Raw genomic sequence first — 21,008 nt, 5'->3', positions numbered from 1 at the left:
AGATACGTGCATTCTCGATTTGCAGGAGAGAGTGAAGAAAGTTATGCCTTTGTGCGCTCTATTGTTCCCTCTGGCTGCTCACTAGGCTTTAGATACGAAAAAGCCCCAGCATTTCTGCTGGGGCTTAGAATGTGGCGGTGAGTGAGAGATTCGAACTCTCGATACGTTGCCGTATACACACTTTCCAGGCGTGCTCCTTCAGCCACTCGGACAACTCACCGAATCGTTAGCAACTTGGCTAACGAGGCGCTAATTTAATGATTATAGAGGGTTAGGTCAAGCCCAATCCCTAAAAAATCACTCATCACTCGTCTAAGTGGTTACGTTGTGGCTAATTTGCTGCCTGATTGTACACTCATACTTCTTGTGAGTAGTACCCTGGCACTTTAAACCACTTACGGCAAGCGTCTAGGAAGTAGCCGTAAAGCACACCCATGCCGCAAGAAACAACAGCATTAGAAGCAACTGCGGTAACAATCTGCTCACCTGTCGCACCAACTACAACCAGAATACCGGCGTATACAGGCGATTGAAACAATACATATGCAGTTAGATCTGAAATGTTCTTCATGATCGGCGCTGATGAAACTCGTCCACCAAAACGCAGCATTGCGTCTCTAAAAATGCCATAAGGCCAAGCAATCGCAATGTTAACCGGAATCGATAAACTGCGTGATGCAAGCGACTGCTCAAACGTCATTCCCGACACAAAAATTTCAATTAGCATGCCAGAAACAAAACAGAACACGACCATAGCAAATGTATCTGCTAATGCGTTACGAATACTGATTGACCCACCAACTCTCATTTTAACCTCGACACATAATTCTGCTAAAGCAGCACTAAGACAACATCAAACCCCAGCGGTAGCGCTGAGAGCAGTTAATGACGCCATTAAAACACCAAATGAACAGAATTAGATACCGTATTTCATGTTAAGTTATAAATAAACCACTATTTTTCAAGGGTTAAGTAGCTAAAATCAGTAGAAAAATTAGGTAGGAATGATCAAAGTTTCAGTTTATAAATCAACCAATAATTTCACACGTCTTTGAGTAATACCGTCAAGACATCCAGCTCTTGTTGGGAGGGAAGTGACTTGCTTTGAATCAATGGCGCAAGCAGTTCTTTAACGCTGCGATGATCCGTAGGGGCGAGGTAGGTAAATATATTGGAGAGGATCTCGTATGCCTGCTCGTGGTTGCGGTCTTCTACTGCAATATAGAGTGATACGAGTTGTTGCTCGGCATTGAAAGAAGCCGCTGCTTGGCAATCATCCAGTGACTTGAACTGATAAAGTTTGTCTGAATACCTATAGAGCATGTCATCAAGCTCTTGTTCATCGATTGGCTTTGAAACAATACAATCAACACCCGCCGATAGCATGCGCTCTTGTGTCTCTTTAAACAGATCAGCCGTGCAGCCAAAAATAAGAATATTAGAACGATCAGATTGCAACGCACGGATTTCTTGAGTTGCTGTAATGCCATCTTTGTGTGGCATATGATTGTCCATCATGATCAGGTCAAATTCGTTTGCTCGAACTGCCTGTACGGCTTCTTCACCGTCTCCAACGCAGTAGCACTCAAAACCTTTTCCACTCATAAATGTGTTGATAATGGCAGTGTTGGTACGGTTATCTTCAACAATTAAAACTCTAAGCCCTGTATAGCTCAGTTTCTTATGTTTCCGACCTTCAGCTTGTAGAGGCTGGCTAACCTCCATTTCAAGCAGCACATCAAACGTGGTTCCTTGTCCTAGCTTACTTTGCACTGAGATATCCCCGTGCATCAACTGAGCAATCTGTTTAACAATGGCTAAGCCTAAACCTGTCCCACCAAAACGTCGGGTGGTAGAAGATTCTGCCTGAACAAAAGGTTTAAATATTTTCTCTAAGGCTGCATTATCAATGCCAACGCCAGAATCGGTGACAATGATATTGAGATAGTTCTTACCATCCAGTGTGACTTCGGTGAAGTTCACTTCAATCGAACCTTTCAAAGTAAATTTTACAGCGTTATTCAATAGGTTAAATAGTATTTGTCGTAGACGCGCTTTGTCAGACAAATACCATCGTTGTTTACTAACATCGCTGGAGATCTTAAACGATAATCCCTTTTCAACACTTAAGGTGTGATACACGCTATTAATACTGCCGATTATCGATTCAAGAGGAAACGGCTCTTTCTCTAGCTCTAAATGCCCTTGCTCAATTTTGGAAAAATCTAGGATCTCATTGAGCAACACCATCATATGGTCGCCCGAGTCATAAAGCGTTTTGAGGTGTTTGCGCTGCTCATCTGACAAATCAGTTTTCAGCAAAATTTGAGCGGTGCCAAGAACGCCATTCATTGGTGTCCTAATTTCATGTGAGATAGTGGCAAGAAACGCGCTCTTGGCTCGGGTTGATGCCAGTGCATTTTTCTTCTCTTGCTCTAAGAAAACCGTTTTTTGATTAAATGCATTAATAAGGTGTTTTATTTCATCGTCACTACGGTAGTTAATATCAATGATGCCGCCCTGTTTAGAATCATCAACCTCACGCGCTATATGAGCGATAGGATCAATCAGTGAACGGTTAATAACAAAATAACCAAACAACACACACAGCAACATGATTGGCATAATGCCCATTTCAACCTTGGTCACGAGGTCATAGGCCTGATCAGCCACCAACCGGTTGGCATTTACAACATCTATGGTCCAATCAAAATGACCAAATTTATGCTCACTGATGTAAATATCTTCAGCCACTTTAAAGTTGTGCTCAATAACCACTTCCCCCTGACCATCACGGATCAGCACACCAAGTCCATGCTCCTTGGCATGTTTCTGTACGTACTCAATCAGACTTTCGAGAGAAAGATCAACAGTTGCGACCCCTGCAAATTGACCGTCAACATAGTAGGGTGAGGAAGCGGTGATCATCTGTACATGAGTAAAAGCGTCGATATAAACAGGTGACCACACCACCGTGCCCAATGGTTTGTTTTCGACATCGGTGTACCACCCTTCCCCATCATAACCGCCTAACGCTGGGTTATTCCAAGAGTGGATTCTATCAACGACTCCGTCTTTAGCTCGGTTAAAAAACAGACTGGCATAATGCGTCGTTGAATCATCAACATAAGGGAGAGGCCATAAACCCCCACTCACACTGGCGCCGTCACTCATGGCAAAAAGATGCTGTAAAATCTCAGCCTGCAAATTGGCATCTTTTCCTGAATTACCAATGCTAACAATGCCTTGCAGAATACCGAGCGGGCTTTCTAATGACGCTTCAATTTCACTTGATATGATTTTAGAGCGGGAGTCGAGATTGCGGGTCAGTTGCTCTCGAATAGGCGGCTCAACAACTAAGTAGCTCACCCCACCTACCGCTGTAATAAAAAACGCTAAGTAAATGGCAAGAACTAAGATGCTTTTTCGTTTTAATGATGAACGCTTGACCATAAGCAACTGAATTTTTGATGTTTATAAGAAATTATAGTTAATGCTACTCAACAGCAACCTATTTTTGTTAACAATGGGCTGTTACTATACGTCTATCTAACTATTTCAATTTGATTCGGTATTGATTTTGACTTTACAAGATATCCTCGCTCTGCCAGAACTGCAAGACAAGCTGATTAACCACGCAAAAACTCACGGTTTTATCACTGCTATGGCAGCGGCACCACACACACTTGATCCACATGAGTGGCTACCCTTCCTTTGGGGTGGTGAAGAAGTTGCTCCTTTTAGCGACGGTGAACAACTTGAGTGCTACATAGAGCACGTGATCGCTCTATGGAATCAATACCGTCCAGCTCTAATGAGTAATGAATGGCAATGGCCTGAAGGCTGTGCCTTAGATGAAGCCGAAATCGTCACAGAAGAGACTCGTGATTTTTGTGAAGGCTTACTGCAAGGTTGGCAACTCTCGCGTGATGACTGGGAGTCAATCATGCCTGAAGAGAGCGAAGACAACGCGCTACTAGGCGGAGTGCTACTGTCACTGACAATGCTTTATGATCCAGAAACGTCTATCGCGACATTAGCCGATCAAGGTTTTGAAGGGCTTGAGCAGTTTGAAGAGATCTTTAACGCCATTCCAACCATGCTAAGTGGTTTGACGATGCGTGGCATGCAGTTGGTCGAGCAAGCGGATTAACCGTCGCTCTAATTGTATGCGCTAATCATATAAGGCTTCACTTGGTGAAGCCTTTTTTGTCTCTAAAGAGTGTTAACCAAGCTTAGACCAATCGAAATGCTCAATTCGTTCATCAGCGATGTAGAACAATTTAACGCCGGGTTGTATTTGCTCATCGAGATCGGGGTTTAGCTCAATACCTTGCGATCCTTCCATCGCAATCAAGGTCGCTTGATGGTGCTTTTTCATGAACATAAATGCGCTTTCTACACGAGTCGCCGCCAAAGAATCCGGATAGTAAGTAGAATACTGCGTCATCCCTCGGGTTGAAGCGAGTAGCTCTTGATGCAACGCACTTGAACCTGGGTCAACCGCCGCTTTGGCGAGCATTTCTGCCCCCACCGCAGGTATGCACTCTGCATTAGGGCAATGCTGGCTTAACAGCCCACTTAACGCCTCATCTTTAAAGTAAGCGACAAGGTGCGCTTTCGGGTTCACGTTTGAGCAATACAGTGCGGATGAGAGGGTAATATCGTCTTCCAAGTTATCAACCACAATACAGCTAGCTTGACCTATTTGGGCATTTTTCATCTCTTGCCCATCGGTATAACTGCTCACTTTTACAAAACCAATTTCCCCTGGTAACGGGTTTTCAATGTCAGAACGAGTACATAACACGATGGGTCTATTTCCATCTTCTTCATGTTGCAGCATCCGAATGAGATGAAGCGTACGCTGACCATTCCAACCAAGCAATAAAATATGATTTTCTGTATTCACTCTTCTCTTCCCTAAAATTCCCGCTCGCCAATATTCGACAAGGTTCGATCCCAAGCGACCTAATATCGAGGCAAACAGCGCCAAGCCACCAGGGATAACAAACAACACCACAACCCATTTACCAAAGTCAGTTACTGGTGAGTGGTCACCATAACCAACTGTAGAGGCTGTCACCATCAGGTAGTAGATGAAATTTGAAAAGCTCTCGGTTAATGCTTTCTCACCCGCCACGGTTAGCAGTAACCAAGACAACGCCACGTATAATGCCGAAAGTACCATTAAGTTACGTGTACTAAGGTCAAACAAACTCGCCTGTAATTTGCGCCGTAGGTATAACCACAATGCCATAGACCATCCCATATCGTATTGTAAGAGCACTCTGAATGAGTCCTACTGATGCATAGATATATTGTAAACAAAGTTAGGAAGCTTAAGCGAGCCATCTCTGTTGAGATGAGATCCCAGAGGCAAAACATAAAAAATTCTGCCTATCAAAGGTTTGCTTATCACCATTTCAGCTGTACGTAGTACTTTATTCTTCTATAAGATTAAGCACATACAACAAGAAGTACTGTTGTTCTCAACACCTAGAGCATCAACTTAGACAATGCTAAGCGTGCTTGCACTTACCTTTCCATCAATAAATAATCATAACGTACAAATTTGAGCTTATAGATGTTAGAAAAAATCAACCAACCTGCTTTACGTCAGTTACCAGAAGCCGTTAAATCGATATTCAATCAAATCGACAGTTACGATGACCCATGTTTCCTTTTTCTTTATTCCAATCAAGCAATAAACGTTCAAAATAGCGCACTATTAAACGCAGTGGATGGTATCTGTGATGACATCATCCCACTCACGTCTATTGGTCAAAACGTGAGTTTTACCTATCTATTTTGCGATTACGTTGACGCCCGCGTTGTGACTGAATCGTTGGCAAAATCACTAAGCCAACTAGATGCGCAGGCAAAAGTTGCGCTGTTTCGCCACAACTGTATTGGTGACTTGGCAGAGAGCTATGATTGGGGAATTCAACAGCTGCTGGCGGTAATATCTGACCAACGCAGTTTTGCCATTAATGACTTTACTGACCAGAAAAATTGGTCTGGTGTGGATCAATATCGGAACACAGAGATAGAAAGGCAAGCTGAGTCACAATCGCTGGCTTCGACAGAACCAACACAGCAGGGAACCAGCTTATTACAACGTGTATTTGGGCACTTTTTCTCAAACAAAGCGACCTTAGATAACGAAACGGATACCTGTACAACACCAGCCGCTCTTGAGCAGCTACGTCCATTTATTATTCATCTTCCCAACGGTGAGTCCTTGTGGGACTTTGTCTTAACGGGAGAAAACTATATTGAACTTCATCAGCAGCGAGCCTTCGTTAACCTCGATTCAGTCTTAGTGATCTTGCACTCCAAACATTACGCACCGGATTTTTATCAACATATTTTGCATGCATGCCATCTCGATAGCATTCCATCGCAAAATGATATCCAGCGCTCACTGCACAAAATATTACAGCCACTGAGCGATGCCCTACTCGATACAACGACGACCAATAACGACAACCAGCAGTGTTTTATCCGTGTCGTCGATATTTTCTTCCATCTGTTTGATCAGCAAGATTTACCGAAAAAGCTCTATGAATTGATGGTAAAAGAGGAAGAAACTCGCTGTATTAGCGATCATGATTATGGGCTAAGGTATTGCTTACCAAGTGTTGCTCAGCCGGGTGCTATTTCATCTAAGACTAAACAGCAGATTGATGAAATCATTGACGATCTCGATAGCTACTATCATGTGGGTCATGATGTGTATGTAGAAATAGAGAAAACATTCGAAGCCAATCGCGACGCCTACAACCACCTATTGTGGGTAAATGAAGACGAAGAAGAACAAACACTGTGCCGATTAATAGGCGCAGTATTGCTTAATTTGGACCAGCAGAATAACCGTCACGATGATTATACTCTCGCCCTCACTCAATGGGTCACTACTGGGCTAAAGTCCGATATTTTGGCGCAGTTTAAACAGCACTGCCAATCCGTCCCTGACGAACTTGAACAATGGCTATTAGCAGCAAACGAAGATGACTTGCCAGCCTTGGCGGAAAAGCTCGATGAACAGCTTGATACCGAAAGATCCTATCAGCGTTCAAGAGAGCTTGGTGCCGAGCAGCCAATCTATGAATTGTTTGATTCTGTGGGTATATTTCGTCCGATTCTTGCAACATGCTACTGGCTATATAAAGCCAGCCAAGATCCATTTGCTAAACATATCATCCAGCTCGCAATGAGGTTAGCACCTCAAGCAACGCTGTCGAGTCTGTCGCGCTTCTATCTCGAATCCATGTCAGGGTTTGCCAGTGAAGGGTTACGAAACTCATTTTTCCAGAGCTTATCTGATTTGGGTATCTCTTTATTTGAGCAAACAGCATTCAATATTGCTGTTAGCATCAACCATGACGCCACACAACTCGAGCACTTAATCAGGCAGTACATCGAACTTGATGAAGAAGAACGCGAGCAGTGGAACCTTGCTATTAATAAACTCGCCTGTTACGAACGTGATTATTTCTACCTCAATGCCTATCGCCTACAACCGACATTGAGCACGCCATTAGCCGCGCTTCGTAAAGCCGTACTCAACGAGTTAATGAGCGTGGCATGTCATCAATACCAAGAAGCAGAGACGTTAAGTGATGTCGCTGAGCAATTCTTAAATGGCAAGCTCTCTTTCGCCCAATATCAATCTCTCACCGATGGCAAAATCAACGCCCGTGAATTTGAATTGGGTAATCAATTGTACAACAAAGGTGCACCTAAAGTGCTGCCACAAATCCTGACTGAAGCAGATAAAACGACTCAACTGCGTTGGGTAAAATTATTGGGATCAGATCCTCGAAGCGGAAGATCGTTACAAGCAACCCTATTAGAAGAAATATTCTTTGACCAACAGTTGAAACAGCAAAGTATGGATTTCGAAACTCGCCTTGCAATAGAGCTCGACGATTTAACCCCAGAATGGCTACGTTACTGGAAAGAGTATCTAAAAGAAATGACCATCAAACTCGACGCATTGTAAGGCTGAACAGGTACTGATTATGTTAGATATGCACGGAATCCTAAGCGAATATTTACCGTTACAACTGATCCATTTTGGTGATGTTTACGCCGACAAAGATGGCGACCCAATGGCTTGGTTAGATGAATACGACTTTGAGTGGCTGCCGCTTGTTGACAGCAAATACAAACCACAACTCTATTTTGGTGATGAGATAATGCACTTTGCACCAAAAGACCGAGGCAAAAAAGCTAACCTACAAAAGCGGCTGGATGAGCTACCTTTGCGTATGCCAAAAGTTAGCGAGTGCTGGGGTGGTCAAAGCTTGTTAATTGTTAACGAGTTAGCAGACAAGTTGCAGTTTTCCAGCAATTTAGGCGTTACTCGTTCCGAAGCAGTCGTTTTTGATGCAGCGGGCAATGAACACCTCGGCTATACCGCGTTTTCATTTCACAAGTCGTTTTTCCACGAACGCGTCGAAGTTCGCTTTGCCACGATGCCGCAACAGCTCAGACCAATAATTAGAGTGTCACTGACTGGCTACAGTTCAACCTACTTAATTCATAAGTCTGTCTTTGAAAAGTGGCAGTCATTAGCGGTTGAAGATTTAAACTACGCCATAGAAGCTGACGATTTAAAGCTTGATAACCTAATTAAGTCAAAATTTTACAGTGGTCATATTGGTAGCCGCTGCTTCTTCAGTATGGATGACTTCCAGCAGAACCAAAATGGGCATGTGGATTAAAAGAAAGAACGCCCCAAACCAAAACTCGCCATTTCTATACAGTGAATAGCAAAAAGCCAGCGAATAAACATCGCTGGCTTTTCAATTAAAATATATTCCCAAGTGACTTCAAGATGCAGGATTCAGAGCCTTGTTACTTGAGTATAAGACTCGCTTACGCGTTGCCTTTCACTTGCATGTTTAGCTGTTCGGCAAAATCTAGCATGCGGTTGAGTGGAATAAGCGACTTAAGGCGCACTTCCTCATCAACGAAGATTTCATGCTCAGCACCACCTTCACGAAGTGCATTTTCAATCGCTTGTAAGCCGTTCATCGCCATCCAAGGGCAATGCGCACAGCTACGACAAGTTGCACCTGCACCAGCGGTTGGCGCTTCAACTAGTTCTTTCTCTGGCACCAATTGCTGCATCTTAAAGAAGATACCTTTATCTGTTGCAACAATCAGTTTCTGCTGTGGTAGCTCTTTTGCCGCTTTAATTAACTGGCTAGTCGAACCGACGGCATCAGCTAATTCAACAACGCTGGCAGGAGATTCAGGGTGAACAAGAATCGCCGCTTCTGGGTGAAGACCTTTCATCTTACGCAATGCGTCAGCGGAGAACTCATCGTGCACTATGCACTCACCTTGCCAAAGCAGCATATCAGCGCCAGTTTTGTTAGCAATGTAGGAGCCTAGGTGACGATCGGGTCCCCAAATAATTGGTTTATCTTCGCTATCTAGGTGCTCAACAATTTCCAATGCAATGCTTGATGTCACTACCCAATCGGCACGTGCTTTAACTGCCGCAGAGGTATTGGCGTACACCACCACAGTATGGTCGGGGTGAGCATCGCAAAATTCAGTAAATTTATCAGCCGGACAGCCAAGATCCAACGAACACTCGGCTTCTAATGTCGGCATTAGAATGTGTTTTTCTGGGGTAAGGATCTTCGCCGATTCGCCCATAAAGCGAACACCCGCGATGATTAATGTGCTTGCAGAATGACGGTTACCAAACTTCGCCATCTCCAATGAGTCACCCACAAAACCGCCTGTTTCTTCCGCTAATGCTTGGATCTCAGGATCGGTATAGTAGTGAGCGATAAGCACGGCATCTTTTTCTTTAAGCATCTGCTTAATATTTTCGATGTGGGTGCGCTTTTGTTCATCGCTTAATAGTTTTGGTTTTGGAGGAAAAGGATAAACTGTATCGATTCTATCTAAAATGTGACTCATTGCTTTGCTCTACGCAACTTCCGTTAATCCGAGTATTGTAACTCCGTTTGCACTCAAGAATCAAAAAGCTTTCCATGAATAACCTTGTATCGATCACCTTGCCGTCAACAACGACAATGTAAATAACAAACTCCATGACACAGATACAAAAAGAGGCGCCGAAGCACCTCTTTCTAATTGATTATTTCTATTTGAGTTTTTCTTGCGCAATATTTGCTGACGCACTACCTGGGTACTCAGTGACCACTTGCTGGTAATACTTGGCAGCTTGCGCTGCATTATTGTTACGTTCAGCGATATCGCCTAATTTAACTAACGCATCTGCACGTTTATTAGATTCTTTATAAGCAATCACTGCAGCGAAACTCTTCACCGCTTCTTTGTCTTGCTTCTTGGCAAAATAAAGCTGACCTAGCCAATAGTGTGAGTTGGGCGTGAAGCTTGAGTCAGGAAAATCTTTTTGGAACTGCACAAAAGCGGCAATAGCGCCTGTGTAATCACGCTTTTTAAGAATCAAGTCAACGGCATTTTGGTAGGCGGTTTGTTCGTCTGCATTGCTGCTAAACGTGCCTTGTGGTTTTGCCGACTCTGTTGCTGTGTCAACTGGGGCAACCACTGCTGTTTTTGCTTCTTGGCGTACTTTATCTAACTCGATAAACAGTTCACGTTGACGCTGCAACATTTGCTGCATGTCGTAGTTGTTCTTTTCAATTTGACCACGAAGATCGCTGATCTCGAGAGCCATTGAGTCTAGTTGCTGCTGCATCTGCAGCTGAACACGAGTGCGATTATCAAGCAGACGCTCTAGACGCTGAATATCGGTTTCATTAGAGGAATAAGATCGGGAGCTACTGGAACTGCCACCAATATCGGCTACTGGGGCTGGTGCAGCGAACGCTAGGTTCGCTGCACTTGCCAGTAACGTAAGCGAAAAAATATGCTTTAAGTTACTGAACATGAGGTCATCCTCGAATTAGTACACTAGAACTGCGCGGCGGTTCTTAGCGTAAGCTTCGTTAGTTTGACCAAGAACTAGTGGCTTCTCTTCACCGTAGCTAACGATAGCGATTTGATCAGCCTGTACACCTAGTGCTTGTAGGTACATAGATACAGCTTGCGCACGACGCTCACCTAGGGCGATGTTGTACTCAGGTGTACCGCGCTCATCAGCATGACCTTCTACAGTCACTTTAAGCGCTGGGTTAGAGCTTAGGTAAGCCGCGTGTAGAGCAAGTACTTTCTCGTAATCGCTAGAGATAGTTGCATTGTCAAACGCGAAGTAGATAGTTGACGCTTGCATTACTTGATCTTTTAGCTCTTGCTCAGACAGTTGACCATTTTGATCAATTGGTGTTGAAACTGTAGTAGAAGAACCGTTGTTAGTTTCTGAGCCAGAAGCACTTGCAGCATCGTCGCTTGAGCTACATGCTGTAACCGCTAGAACTGGTAGTGCAATTAGTAGCCCTTTAAGAACTTTGTTAAGTTGCATTGTTATGTTTTCCTTACTTTTTGATACTTACTTGCTACAAAAACGGTGACCACGCTGGTGCACGTACGCGACCATTCGTTGCGGGTAATCGAGCTTTAAAACGTCCATCTATAGAAACCATCGATAACACGTTGGTTCTGTTATAGATTGAACTGTAAATGACCATTCCACCATTTGGGGCGATACTTGGCGACTCGTCCAAAAGTGTTTTAGTCAAAATTTGTACAGCACCGGTTTCCAAATCTTGCTTAGCCAGATTGAAGCCCGAGTTGCTGCGATTTACCATCACCAAAAAACGACCATCAGGCGTAATTTGGCCACCGAGGTTTTGACTGCCTTGCCAAGTTATGCGGCTTGTGGCACCGTCTGCCAAATTTACTCGATAAATCTGAGGTTTACCACCCCGATCGGAAGTGAAAATCAAGGATTTTCCATCAGGATACCAAAATGGTTCTGTATTATTTGATCTGACGCGCGTTATTTGCGTCAGCTTTCGTGTTGCTATGTCTAAGGTATACACCTGTAGACTGCCCGTTTTAGACAATACCAACGCCAGCTTTTTACCGTCTGGTGAGAACCTTGGCGCACCATTATGGCGAGGATAAGAGGTAATTTTCTCACTCTTACCGGTGTAGATATTCATGATGTAGATTTCAGCTTGACCATTTTGGAAGCTCACATACGCCAGTTGTTGCCCATCTGGTGACCACGCTGGTGACATCAATGGCTGTTTAGAACGCAGAACTAAGCGCTCGTTATAACCATCATAATCAGCAACGCGTAGCTGATATGGGTACGAGTCTTTGTCATTAACAACGACGTAAGCAATACGGGTTAAAAACGCGCCACGCTCGCCTGTAAGCTGCTCGTACACTAAATCAGAGATACGGTGAGCATATTCGCGTAGGCGGTTCTTTGGCACAGTCGCACGTTTGTTAAATAGTACATGGTCTTTGGAAAGCACCAATTCACCATCTTCTCCCAACGCTCGGCTCTGCCCTTTGGTTAATTGACCACGAACCACGTCAACCAATTGGTAGCTAATAACATAGTCACCTTTCGCATCTTGGGTAATAGAGCCCGTAAGTAGCGAATCGACCCCAAGCCCAGTCCATGCGTCGAAATTAACTTCCGCTTCACTGTATGGCGTTTGAGGCATTTTATTGGTTGCCACTGGGCTAAATTTACCACTGCGCTGTAAATCTGAAGCGATAACCGCAGAAACATCTTGAGGTAGTGGCGTGGTGCCTTCCCACTTAAATGGCACAATAGCAATCGGACGCGCCGAATCTATACCATCGGTGATTACCAGCTCAAGTGCCGCATTGGCTACTTGAACAGAGCTCGTTAGCACGAGCGCGAGTCCTATCATCAGTCGCTTTAACACAAGTTATTCCTTTAATTAAAGTTCAACAGTTAAATTGATGTTTTTCAGTTTATTCACTACCGATTTATCCGTCGGTAGAGGGAAGCTTTGCACTTGAGCCACCGCACGTTTTGTTGCCGAGCAAACTCTGCTATCACCATCGAGAATACTAAAGTTACCGACGATAGCACCTGCTCCAGTTGGGATTAGGCGCAAGTTAACTCGACAAGACTTTCCCCGAAAATAATCTTCCACCAGCAAGTTTTGCTTGATCAACTGAGTGTAAATCGCGCCATAACGCGCAACTTCACTCTCAACAAATTGACCACGGGCTGCACTGTTTTGCTCAGATTCAGATTCCAAACCAGCAAAAATGTCATTCATTGCCGCTTCTTGCTGTTTACGTTCACGCTCTAAACGCTCTAAGCGTTCCTTTTCTTTGCGAGCCTTCGCTGCTGCCTCTTTGGCGGCTTTCTCTTTGGCAATGCGATCTTTCTCTGCTCGCTCAGCCGCTTCGCGTTCTTTACGAGCTTTCTCCTGCGCCGCTTTCGCTTGTTGCTCTTGCTTAATGCGTTCTTGTTCCGCTTTAGCAATTGCCGCCTCTTTCGCTACGCGCTCTTGCTCAGCTTTACGTACGGCTTCTTCTTTCACCTTACGTTCTTGTTCTAGCTTAGCAGCTCGTTGTTTTTCTTTACGAACTCTTTCTTCTTCAGCCTTACGCTCTTGCTCTTTTTTCTGTCGTTGCTTTTCCGCCTCACGCGCGGCTTTTGCTTCACGTACTTGCTGCTCTTTGAGCTTGCGAATACGCTCTTCTTCCGCTTTACGATTTTTCTCGAGTTGCTCGCTCTCACGACGCAACTTATCAAGTCGGTCTTGCTCTTTGCGGGCTGCTTCTTCTCGTTGGTTACGAATTTGCTGTGCTTGTTGGCGCACTAATGCAGGGTCAATAACAACAGCTTCAACCATACGCCCGACAGGTTCAGGTTTCGACATAGTAAAGTCCGTACCCCAAAGCAGTGCGACGACCAAAGCGGCGTGTAAGGCAAATGAGATAGCAATCGGCTTACCCATTTTATTTTTGTTTGGCTTAGTGTCTTTCATGGAGTGAATGAACTTATTCCTTGATGTCCGTTAGCAGGCCAACTTTCGCAATACCTGCTCGGCTCAACTCATCCAAAATCAATACGATCTCTGCGTACGGCGTTGCAGCATCACCACCGACCGCCACTGGCGAATCAGGTTTTAGGCTCAACTCTGCTTTTACTCGTACGATAAGGTCTTGTAGAGAAATACCGCGCATGACTTCTTCATCATTAACGCTCAAACCGAGATTTCCGTCGCGATCAACTTCTACGATGATGAAGCTCGCATCACTATCACCCGCCATGTCCTGCGCCGATTGAGCGCTTTCAGTTTTAGGCAGTTCGACTTCTACGCCTTGAGTAACAAAAGGTGATGTCACCATGAAGATGATCAGCAGCACCAACATTACGTCAATATAAGGTACAACGTTAATCTCAGCGGTCATTTTACGCTTTTTAGGTTGGTAACCCGCCATGCGTTACTCCCTGCCAGCCATAGCTTGGCGGTGAAGAATGCTGTGGAACTCTTCTGAGAATGTCGCGTAGTTGTGCTCAAGCTTCGATACTTTGTTGCTTAAACGGTTGTATGCCATAACCGCAGGGATCGCAGCAAACAGACCCATTGCCGTTGCAACTAGCGCTTCTGCAATACCAGGCGCAACCATTGCAAGCGTGGCTTGCTTTACTTGCCCCAGAGCAATGAAGGCATGCATGATGCCCCAAACCGTACCGAACAGACCGATATATGGGCTAATGGAACCAACCGTAGCCAAAAACGGTAGGCTATTTTCTAGTTCATCCACTTCGCGTGCTACTGCCACGCGCATCGCACGCCCAGTACCTTCCATAATATAATCAGGTGAGTTTGCGTTTGATTTACGTAAACGAGCAAATTCGGTAAAGCCTGAGTAGAAAATCTCTTCAGTGCCTGAAAGCTCATCTTTACGTTTTGCAACCGTTTGGTAGATGATAGAAAGATCAGTGCCTGACCAAAATTTATCTTCAAACGACTCGGTATCTTTTGCTGCTTGGGAAAGCACTTTACTGCGTTTTATGATCATCGCCCATGAGACGATAGACATACCAAGAAGGATCAGCATAACCAGTTTTACTAATAGGCTAGCTTGTAAAAACAGGTCAAGAATTGAAATATCAGCGGTCACTTCCAGAGAACTCCATAAATATTGCTTGAGGAATCGCTGTTGGTCTCATCCTCTGATTGTCGATACATGCTACCTTAACCATTGTACGGCACAATGTTTTGCCATCAGGATTGACGATCTCCTGACAGAAGGTCAAAGACGCTTTCTTTAATTCGGCGATGGTCGTTAACACAGTTAAGTGATCATCAAGCCTTGCGCCCTTTAAAAAATCAATGTCCATGTGTCGGACTACAAAACCAATGTTTTGTTCCAACAGCACTTGCTGTGATACACCAATACTGCGAAGTAACTCAGTTCGAGCTCTTTCGAAGTACTTTAAATAGTTTGAGTGGTAAACCACCCCACCAGCGTCGGTATCTTCATAATAGACCGTTACTGGCCACTCAAATTGGATAACCGTCTCTTCCACGTTTACGCCCGAATTTGTCACCATTGGGTCGATACTATAGCGCATTACAACAACTTATGCGCAAGCGCTGTGAGCTGAATTCAGATGTTAGACGAAAAAAAAGCGCCAGCTTATTAAAACTGGCGCTTTTTCATTGTTTTCTTGATGGATTTTTATGCAAATCGAATTACAAAACGTAAGCGATTGTAAGATAAATCAAAATACCCAAGCTGATGTAGGGACTGAACAATAATTGCCAATACCATTTATAAGGTTTGAACGATAAACCAAACACCATACTTGAACAAATAGCCCAAATCAGCAGCGGTGAGATAACGACGTTAAATCCACCAATTGCTTGTGCATACACTTCAGGATCCCACATCAACATCGCGACATGAAAGAAACCCAACACCAGAGATAAAACCCGAAACAGGGTCTTATCAACTGGGGCATGCCATTTAGCCATCAAGCCAGCGAGATCACTCACTGTCTTTGTCCATCATTTCTGAATGCTCTAACCAAAGAGCGTTGATGATACCGAATGCGCAAGCAAGTAGTACACCTAGAATCCATGCGAAATACCACATAGTGATTGCTCCTTAGTAAAGTGAATTTTTGTTTTCTTCGATGAACTTGCTGTCAAGACGACCAAACATCTTGTAGTAAGTCCATGAAGTGTAACCAAGAATGATTGGTACCATAACAAACGCTACGCCAGTCATTAGGTTTAGCGTCAATTCAGATGACGTTGCATCCCACATAGTTAAGCTGTGGCTCGGTACTCGGCTAGAAGGCATTACGAACGGGAACATTGAAAGACCCGCAGTAAAGATAACGCCTGCATTACCTAAGCTAGAGAATAGGAAGGCAAAACCACCTTTTTCAAAGCGCGATGCAATCACTGTCAATAGTGGCATTGCCACGCCTAGCAGAGGAGCAGCCCAAAGCACTGGATACGCTTCGAAGTTATTCATCCATGCACCAACTTCACGAACAACCTCTTTGTTTAGAGGGTTCGACGCTGCGTTGCCATCAATAGCGGAAGTAATAATGTAACCTTCCATACCTTGAACCCAGAAGCCCGCTGCAACAAATAGAGCCGCCGTCAAAAGACCCATGATTTGAGCCACGCCGCGTGCACGAGCATGAACGTCATCAGTGGTCTTCATTTGCAACCACGCCGCACCTTGCATCAAGATCATAAACAGACTCACTAGACCACATAGCAGAGCAAATGGGTTTAGTAGACCGAAGAATGAACCGTGGTAGGTTGGCATCATGAAGTCGCTCAGTTCAAATGGAACGCCTTGTAGCAAGTTACCAAACGCCACACCAAAGATGATTGGTGGAACAAAACCACTGATTGAGATACAGATATCCCATGTGCTTCGCCACTTTTTATCTTCGATTTTTGAGCGGTAATCAAGACCAATCGGACGCAGCCATAATGCCGCTAACGTAACGATCATCGCGAGGTAAAAACCTGAGAATGACGTTGCGTAAACCAATGGCCATGCTGCAAACAATGCACCACCAGCAGTGATAAGCCAAACTTGGTTGCCATCCCAGTGAGGAGCAATTGAGTTGATCATCACTCGACGTTCTGTGTCTGTTTTACCGATGACAGGTACAAGCGCACCAACACCCATATCAAAACCATCTGTGATGGCGAAACCCACTAGTAGAACACCAATTAGTACCCACCAGATAAGTCGTAAGATTTCGTAATCAAACATATTCTTTCTCCTTACGCGTCAACTTGGCGGCTAACTTTGTCTTCTACAGAGTCAGCGTTTTGCTCGAAGTGGTAGCGACCTGTTTTAAGGCTACTTGGACCTTTACGAGCGAACTTAACCATCAAGTACACTTCCGCAATTAAGAACACTGTGTACAGCGCAAGAATAGCGAACAGCGATGTCCAAATTTCAGCAGCCGTTAGCGCTGAAGCAGCCACGTTGACTGGTAGAATTTCACCTACCGCCCATGGTTGACGACCGTATTCAGCAACAAACCAACCCGCTTCAATAGCAATCCAAGGCAATGGAATACTTAGAATTGTTGCTTTCAGAATCCATGGTTTTTGCTCGATTTTTTGACGACAGGTTTGAACAAACGCCGCACCAAATACGAATAGCATTACGAAACCACAACCGACCATTAGACGGAACGACCAGAACAGCGGCCATACCGTTGGGATTGAATCGTCCGCAGCAGCTTGGATTTGATCTTCTGTCGCATCAACCACATTGTCTGTGTAGCGTTTAAGAAGTAGACCGTAACCTAAGTCACCTTTTACTTCGTCAAATGCTGCGATATTTGCTTCCGATTTCTCACCCGCACGTAACTTCTCAAGAAGTTCATACGCGTACATACCTGTACGGATGCGATCAACGTGATCTTCACGTAGGTCATGCAAACCAGTTACTTGCTCATCCAATGAACGCGTCGCAATAATACCCATTAGGTAAGGGATTTTAATTGCGTAGTCCGTTTCCATTGTCTCTTGGTTTGGTAGACCAAACAGCGTAAATGCAGCTGGCGCTGGTTCTGTATGCCACTCAGCTTCTACCGCTGCAAGTTTCACTTTCTGAACTTCACCAAGCTCATAACCTGACTCATCACCAAGTACGATAACCGACAGAATCGCCGCCATACCAAATGAAGCAGCAATCGCAAATGAACGACGCGCAAAGGCAACATCACGACCTTTTAGTAGATACCATGAACTGATACCCAGAATGAACATAGCACCGGTTGTATAACCAGAAGCAACAGTGTGAACGAACTTCACTTGCGCTACAGGGTTCAATACGACTTCAGCAAAGCTCACCATTTCCATACGCATGGTTTCGAAGTTGAATTCTGCACCTACTGGGTTTTGCATCCATCCGTTAGCAACAAGGATCCAAAGTGCCGAGAAGTTAGAACCTAGTGCTACTAACCAAGTCACAGCGAGGTGCTGACGTTTCGACAATCTATCCCAACCAAAGAAGAATAAGCCTACGAAAGTGGATTCTAAGAAAAAGGCTACTAGAGCTTCAATGGCAAGAGGTGCACCAAAAATGTCACCTACATAGTGAGAGTAATAAGACCAGTTTGTACCAAACTGGAACTCCATGGTTAGGCCGGTAGCCACACCAAGTGCAAAGTTAATACCGAAAAGCTTACCCCAGAACTTGGTCATGTCCTTATAGATCTGCTTATTGGTCATTACGTACATTGATTCCATAATGGCAAGCAAAAATGCCATACCTAGAGTCAGTGGTACGAATAAGAAGTGATACATCGCAGTTAATGCAAACTGCAACCGCGATAGATCAACTATGTCAATCATGGGAACTCCTATGTGTCGGCTGAAAGACACGCTTTACGTTCATTGCTTTAGCTTCTCAAACGTTGAACTAATTCAAGAAATGTTTCGCAAAACATCACATTGTTAAAAATGTGTGCTGCAATAGTTAGTTAATTGTTAAGCACCAGCTAATATAGCTATTGCTAATATTACTGCTAAAAGGCGGATGTTTCAAAAGGTTTATAGACGCAAGCCGTATTGATCTGCATCAAGCTTATTTTGCGAAAAACGAACAAAAAACACCCAACTTGACTCAGATCAAAAATAATTAAAGCTGGATGTTAATAAAAGGCAGGAGTAACAGGTAAAGAGGTGAATGCAGATCACAAATAAATTACAAGTGTTGCATTTTTAATACCTAGAAAGTATTAGATATGTTCTAAATTATGTGAGACACAACACACTGCAACGTATGTCAATTGGGAATAATACACCTTAAAGCTCAAATGTTCACAATCTATTTTATTCAATTACAAACACTTGAGCTTTCATTACCAAAAATGAAAACAAAGTTTACTTTTCGATACCGAAATGAAGGTAGGCTCTATCCGTTGCGATACGCCCGCGAGGCGTCCGTTGTAGGTAACCTTGCTGAATTAGGTACGGCTCTAACACATCTTCAATGGTGTCTTTCTCTTCACCGATGGCAGCGGCCATGTTATCTAAGCCAACTGGACCACCACCAAATTTCTCCATAATGGCAAGCAGTAGTTTTCTATCCATGTAATCGAAGCCTTTAGCATCAACATCAAGCATATTTAACGCTTTGTCGGCAATCTCGGCACTGATATGCCCATCCGCTTTTACTTCCGCGTAATCTCGTACACGGCGAAGTAGTCGGTTAGCAATACGAGGTGTACCACGAGCTCGGCGCGCAACTTCAAGCGCACCATCTGATTCCATCGACAAACCCAAACAATCCGCACTGCGTTGCACAATATGCTGCAAATCTTCGACTTTGTAGTACTCAAGGCGCTGAGTAATACCAAAACGGTCACGCAGTGGCGAAGTCAAAGAGCCAGCACGTGTGGTTGCACCAATGAGCGTGAAAGGAGGAAGATCAATTTTGATTGAGCGCGCTGCTGGACCTTCACCAATCATAATATCTAATTGGTAATCTTCCATCGCGGGATACAACACTTCTTCCACCATCGGGCTTAAGCGGTGAATCTCGTCGATGAACAGCACGTCGTTTTCTTCTAGGTTGGTCAGCAAAGCAGCTAAATCGCCCGCTTTCTCCAGTACCGGACCAGAAGTGGTACGAATATTCACATCCATTTCATTGGCGACAATATTGGCTAAGGTGGTTTTACCCAAACCCGGTGGTCCAAAGATCAATAGATGGTCGAGCGCCTCACTGCGCAACTTAGCCGCTTGAATGAAGATCTCCATTTGGCCACGCACATGGTCTTGACCTTGGTAGTCATCAAGCTTCTTCGGACGAATAGCTCTATCGATAACGTCTTCATCACGAAAACTAGGATTCTCAGGCGCGATTAAGCGATCGGCTTCAATCATGGATAGTGATCCTCATTACACCATAGACTTAAGGGATTCTCTGATCAGTTCTTCACTGCTCATACCCGGCTTCAATACTTGAGAGACAACTTTAGATGCTTGTGTTGGTTTATAACCCAAAGCAAGTAAGGCACTCACCGCCTCTTCTTCAGCATTGTTCTGCGCCGATTGAGGCGTATTATCAATTGGAGCCGCATCAGTAAACGGAGTAAACAAATCACCTGCGCTCCAACCTTTCAGTCTATCTTTCATTTCAACCACTAGGCGCTCAGCTGTTTTCTTACCAACACCCGGAAGCTTCACTAAGGTAGAAATATCTTCTCGCTCAACACTCGCCACAAATTGGCTTGCCGTCATGCCTGATAGGATCCCTAAACCTAATTTAGGTCCCACGCCATTGGCTTTGATCACTTCACGGAAAAGGGCGCGTTCTTTTACAGTATTGAATCCATACAGTAGTTGGGCATCTTCACGTACCACAAAATGCGTATAGATGATCGCTTCTTCACCAATATTGGGTAATTCGTAGAAACAGCTCATTGGCATTTGGACTTCGTAGCCAATACCGTTGACTTCAATAAGGAGTTCAGGAGGCTGTTTTTCAAGCAAGATGCCGCGTAGACGTCCGATCACTGTATGTACCTAGGGGAATAATAAATATCTGTTGATGATAATAAATAACTGGATGGATAGCCAGTA

Annotated in this window: 20 protein-coding genes and 1 tRNA gene; 3 read left to right on the top strand and 18 right to left on the bottom strand. The window is 44.3% G+C overall.

Features of this window, described 5'->3' with window-relative positions; translation table 11 throughout:
• Positions 1-132 precede the first annotated feature (132 nt).
• The 3 genes from H2O73_RS09190 to H2O73_RS09180 all read right to left on the bottom strand — a co-directional run bounded on the left by H2O73_RS09190 (position 133) and on the right by H2O73_RS09180 (position 3,453).
• Positions 133-220 (bottom strand) — tRNA-Ser (locus tag H2O73_RS09190).
• Between the two features lie 135 nt (positions 221-355).
• A complete protein-coding gene (locus H2O73_RS09185) occupies positions 356-808 on the bottom strand; it encodes an L-alanine exporter AlaE (protein ID WP_182108550.1) in 453 nt (150 codons plus the stop codon).
• Between the two features lie 233 nt (positions 809-1,041).
• Positions 1,042-3,453, bottom strand: coding sequence for a hybrid sensor histidine kinase/response regulator (locus tag H2O73_RS09180; protein WP_182108549.1), 2,412 nt, complete (start codon positions 3,451-3,453; stop codon positions 1,042-1,044).
• 127 nt (positions 3,454-3,580) lie between these two features.
• On the opposite strand from H2O73_RS09180, the gene H2O73_RS09175 reads away from it, so the two are divergent.
• A complete protein-coding gene (locus H2O73_RS09175; protein ID WP_182108548.1) occupies positions 3,581-4,153 on the top strand; it encodes a UPF0149 family protein in 573 nt (190 codons plus the stop codon).
• 72 nt (positions 4,154-4,225) lie between these two features.
• Here H2O73_RS09175 and H2O73_RS09170 read toward each other — a convergent pair whose 3' ends face one another.
• On the bottom strand, positions 4,226-5,260 hold the full coding sequence (locus H2O73_RS09170) for a potassium channel family protein (protein ID WP_182108547.1): 1,035 nt from the start codon (positions 5,258-5,260) through the stop codon (positions 4,226-4,228).
• A gap of 327 nt (positions 5,261-5,587) precedes the next feature.
• Between H2O73_RS09170 and H2O73_RS09165 the strand changes: the two genes are divergently transcribed.
• Entirely contained in the window at positions 5,588-8,008 is a 2,421-nt protein-coding gene (locus H2O73_RS09165; RefSeq protein ID WP_182108546.1) for a hypothetical protein, read from the top strand.
• Positions 8,009-8,027: 19 nt separating this feature from the next.
• Entirely contained in the window at positions 8,028-8,732 is a 705-nt protein-coding gene (locus H2O73_RS09160) for a hypothetical protein (protein ID WP_182108545.1), read from the top strand.
• Positions 8,733-8,886: 154 nt separating this feature from the next.
• Here H2O73_RS09160 and nadA read toward each other — a convergent pair whose 3' ends face one another.
• The 14 genes from nadA to ruvA all read right to left on the bottom strand — a co-directional run bounded on the left by nadA (position 8,887) and on the right by ruvA (position 20,942).
• Positions 8,887-9,948 (bottom strand): quinolinate synthase NadA, encoded by a 1,062-nt coding sequence (gene nadA / locus H2O73_RS09155; RefSeq protein ID WP_182108544.1) that lies wholly within the window; start codon positions 9,946-9,948, stop codon positions 8,887-8,889.
• 187 nt (positions 9,949-10,135) lie between these two features.
• Positions 10,136-10,906: a tol-pal system protein YbgF gene (ybgF, locus tag H2O73_RS09150; protein WP_182108543.1), complete on the bottom strand. Its 771-nt coding sequence runs from the start codon at positions 10,904-10,906 to the stop codon at positions 10,136-10,138.
• Positions 10,907-10,921: 15 nt separating this feature from the next.
• A complete protein-coding gene (pal, locus tag H2O73_RS09145) occupies positions 10,922-11,437 on the bottom strand; it encodes a peptidoglycan-associated lipoprotein Pal (protein ID WP_182108542.1) in 516 nt (171 codons plus the stop codon).
• Positions 11,438-11,471: 34 nt separating this feature from the next.
• Positions 11,472-12,824: a Tol-Pal system beta propeller repeat protein TolB gene (gene tolB / locus H2O73_RS09140; RefSeq protein ID WP_182108541.1), complete on the bottom strand. Its 1,353-nt coding sequence runs from the start codon at positions 12,822-12,824 to the stop codon at positions 11,472-11,474.
• Positions 12,825-12,839: 15 nt separating this feature from the next.
• A complete protein-coding gene (tolA, locus tag H2O73_RS09135; RefSeq protein WP_182108540.1) occupies positions 12,840-13,904 on the bottom strand; it encodes a cell envelope integrity protein TolA in 1,065 nt (354 codons plus the stop codon).
• A 13-nt stretch (positions 13,905-13,917) separates the two neighbouring features.
• Positions 13,918-14,361: a protein TolR gene (gene tolR, locus H2O73_RS09130; RefSeq protein ID WP_182108539.1), complete on the bottom strand. Its 444-nt coding sequence runs from the start codon at positions 14,359-14,361 to the stop codon at positions 13,918-13,920.
• A gap of 3 nt (positions 14,362-14,364) precedes the next feature.
• Positions 14,365-15,048, bottom strand: coding sequence for a protein TolQ (gene tolQ, locus H2O73_RS09125; protein ID WP_182108538.1), 684 nt, complete (start codon positions 15,046-15,048; stop codon positions 14,365-14,367).
• Positions 15,038-15,481 (bottom strand): tol-pal system-associated acyl-CoA thioesterase, encoded by a 444-nt coding sequence (ybgC, locus tag H2O73_RS09120; protein WP_220457539.1) that lies wholly within the window; start codon positions 15,479-15,481, stop codon positions 15,038-15,040. The genes tolQ and ybgC overlap by 11 nt, the downstream gene beginning before the upstream one ends.
• A 142-nt stretch (positions 15,482-15,623) precedes the next feature.
• Entirely contained in the window at positions 15,624-15,926 is a 303-nt protein-coding gene (gene ybgE, locus H2O73_RS09115; protein ID WP_182108537.1) for a cyd operon protein YbgE, read from the bottom strand.
• Positions 15,919-16,026, bottom strand: coding sequence for a cytochrome bd-I oxidase subunit CydX (cydX, locus tag H2O73_RS09110; RefSeq protein ID WP_000270284.1), 108 nt, complete (start codon positions 16,024-16,026; stop codon positions 15,919-15,921). The genes ybgE and cydX overlap by 8 nt, the downstream gene beginning before the upstream one ends.
• Before the next feature lie 12 nt (positions 16,027-16,038).
• A complete protein-coding gene (gene cydB, locus H2O73_RS09105; protein ID WP_182108536.1) occupies positions 16,039-17,175 on the bottom strand; it encodes a cytochrome d ubiquinol oxidase subunit II in 1,137 nt (378 codons plus the stop codon).
• 11 nt (positions 17,176-17,186) lie between these two features.
• Complete coding sequence (cydA, locus tag H2O73_RS09100; protein WP_182108535.1) at positions 17,187-18,773, bottom strand: cytochrome ubiquinol oxidase subunit I; 1,587 nt, start codon at positions 18,771-18,773, stop codon at positions 17,187-17,189.
• A 531-nt stretch (positions 18,774-19,304) separates the two neighbouring features.
• Positions 19,305-20,309, bottom strand: a complete 1,005-nt coding sequence (gene ruvB / locus H2O73_RS09095) for a Holliday junction branch migration DNA helicase RuvB (protein WP_182108534.1) — start codon at positions 20,307-20,309, stop codon at positions 19,305-19,307.
• A gap of 15 nt (positions 20,310-20,324) precedes the next feature.
• Complete coding sequence (gene ruvA / locus H2O73_RS09090; protein WP_182108533.1) at positions 20,325-20,942, bottom strand: Holliday junction branch migration protein RuvA; 618 nt, start codon at positions 20,940-20,942, stop codon at positions 20,325-20,327.
• Between the last annotated feature and the right edge of the window lie 66 nt (positions 20,943-21,008).

Source organism: Vibrio marinisediminis (genome assembly GCF_014050145.1).
Classification (GTDB): Bacteria; Pseudomonadota; Gammaproteobacteria; order Enterobacterales; family Vibrionaceae; genus Vibrio; species Vibrio marinisediminis.
This window is presented reverse-complemented; position numbering and strand designations above follow the sequence as displayed.

Excerpts from the sequence above, each read along its gene's own strand:
- H2O73_RS09170 (WP_182108547.1), bottom strand. The coding sequence starts at position 5,260 with ATGGCATTGTGGTTATACCTACGGCGCAAATTACAGGCGAGTTTGTTT.
- H2O73_RS09160 (WP_182108545.1), top strand. The coding sequence starts at position 8,028 with ATGTTAGATATGCACGGAATCCTAAGCGAATATTTACCGTTACAACTG.
- H2O73_RS09185 (WP_182108550.1), bottom strand. The coding sequence starts at position 808 with ATGAGAGTTGGTGGGTCAATCAGTATTCGTAACGCATTAGCAGATACA.
- ybgF (WP_182108543.1), bottom strand. The coding sequence starts at position 10,906 with ATGTTCAGTAACTTAAAGCATATTTTTTCGCTTACGTTACTGGCAAGT.
- cydX (WP_000270284.1), bottom strand. The coding sequence starts at position 16,026 with ATGTGGTATTTCGCATGGATTCTAGGTGTACTACTTGCTTGCGCATTC.
- ruvB (WP_182108534.1), bottom strand. The coding sequence starts at position 20,309 with ATGATTGAAGCCGATCGCTTAATCGCGCCTGAGAATCCTAGTTTTCGT.
- cydB (WP_182108536.1), bottom strand. The coding sequence starts at position 17,175 with ATGTTTGATTACGAAATCTTACGACTTATCTGGTGGGTACTAATTGGT.
- nadA (WP_182108544.1), bottom strand. The coding sequence starts at position 9,948 with ATGAGTCACATTTTAGATAGAATCGATACAGTTTATCCTTTTCCTCCA.
- pal (WP_182108542.1), bottom strand. The coding sequence starts at position 11,437 with ATGCAACTTAACAAAGTTCTTAAAGGGCTACTAATTGCACTACCAGTT.
- tolR (WP_182108539.1), bottom strand. The coding sequence starts at position 14,361 with ATGGCGGGTTACCAACCTAAAAAGCGTAAAATGACCGCTGAGATTAAC.
- H2O73_RS09180 (WP_182108549.1), bottom strand. The coding sequence starts at position 3,453 with ATGGTCAAGCGTTCATCATTAAAACGAAAAAGCATCTTAGTTCTTGCC.
- H2O73_RS09165 (WP_182108546.1), top strand. The coding sequence starts at position 5,588 with ATGTTAGAAAAAATCAACCAACCTGCTTTACGTCAGTTACCAGAAGCC.
- ybgC (WP_220457539.1), bottom strand. The coding sequence starts at position 15,481 with ATGGTGACAAATTCGGGCGTAAACGTGGAAGAGACGGTTATCCAATTT.
- tolA (WP_182108540.1), bottom strand. The coding sequence starts at position 13,904 with ATGAAAGACACTAAGCCAAACAAAAATAAAATGGGTAAGCCGATTGCT.
- cydA (WP_182108535.1), bottom strand. The coding sequence starts at position 18,773 with ATGATTGACATAGTTGATCTATCGCGGTTGCAGTTTGCATTAACTGCG.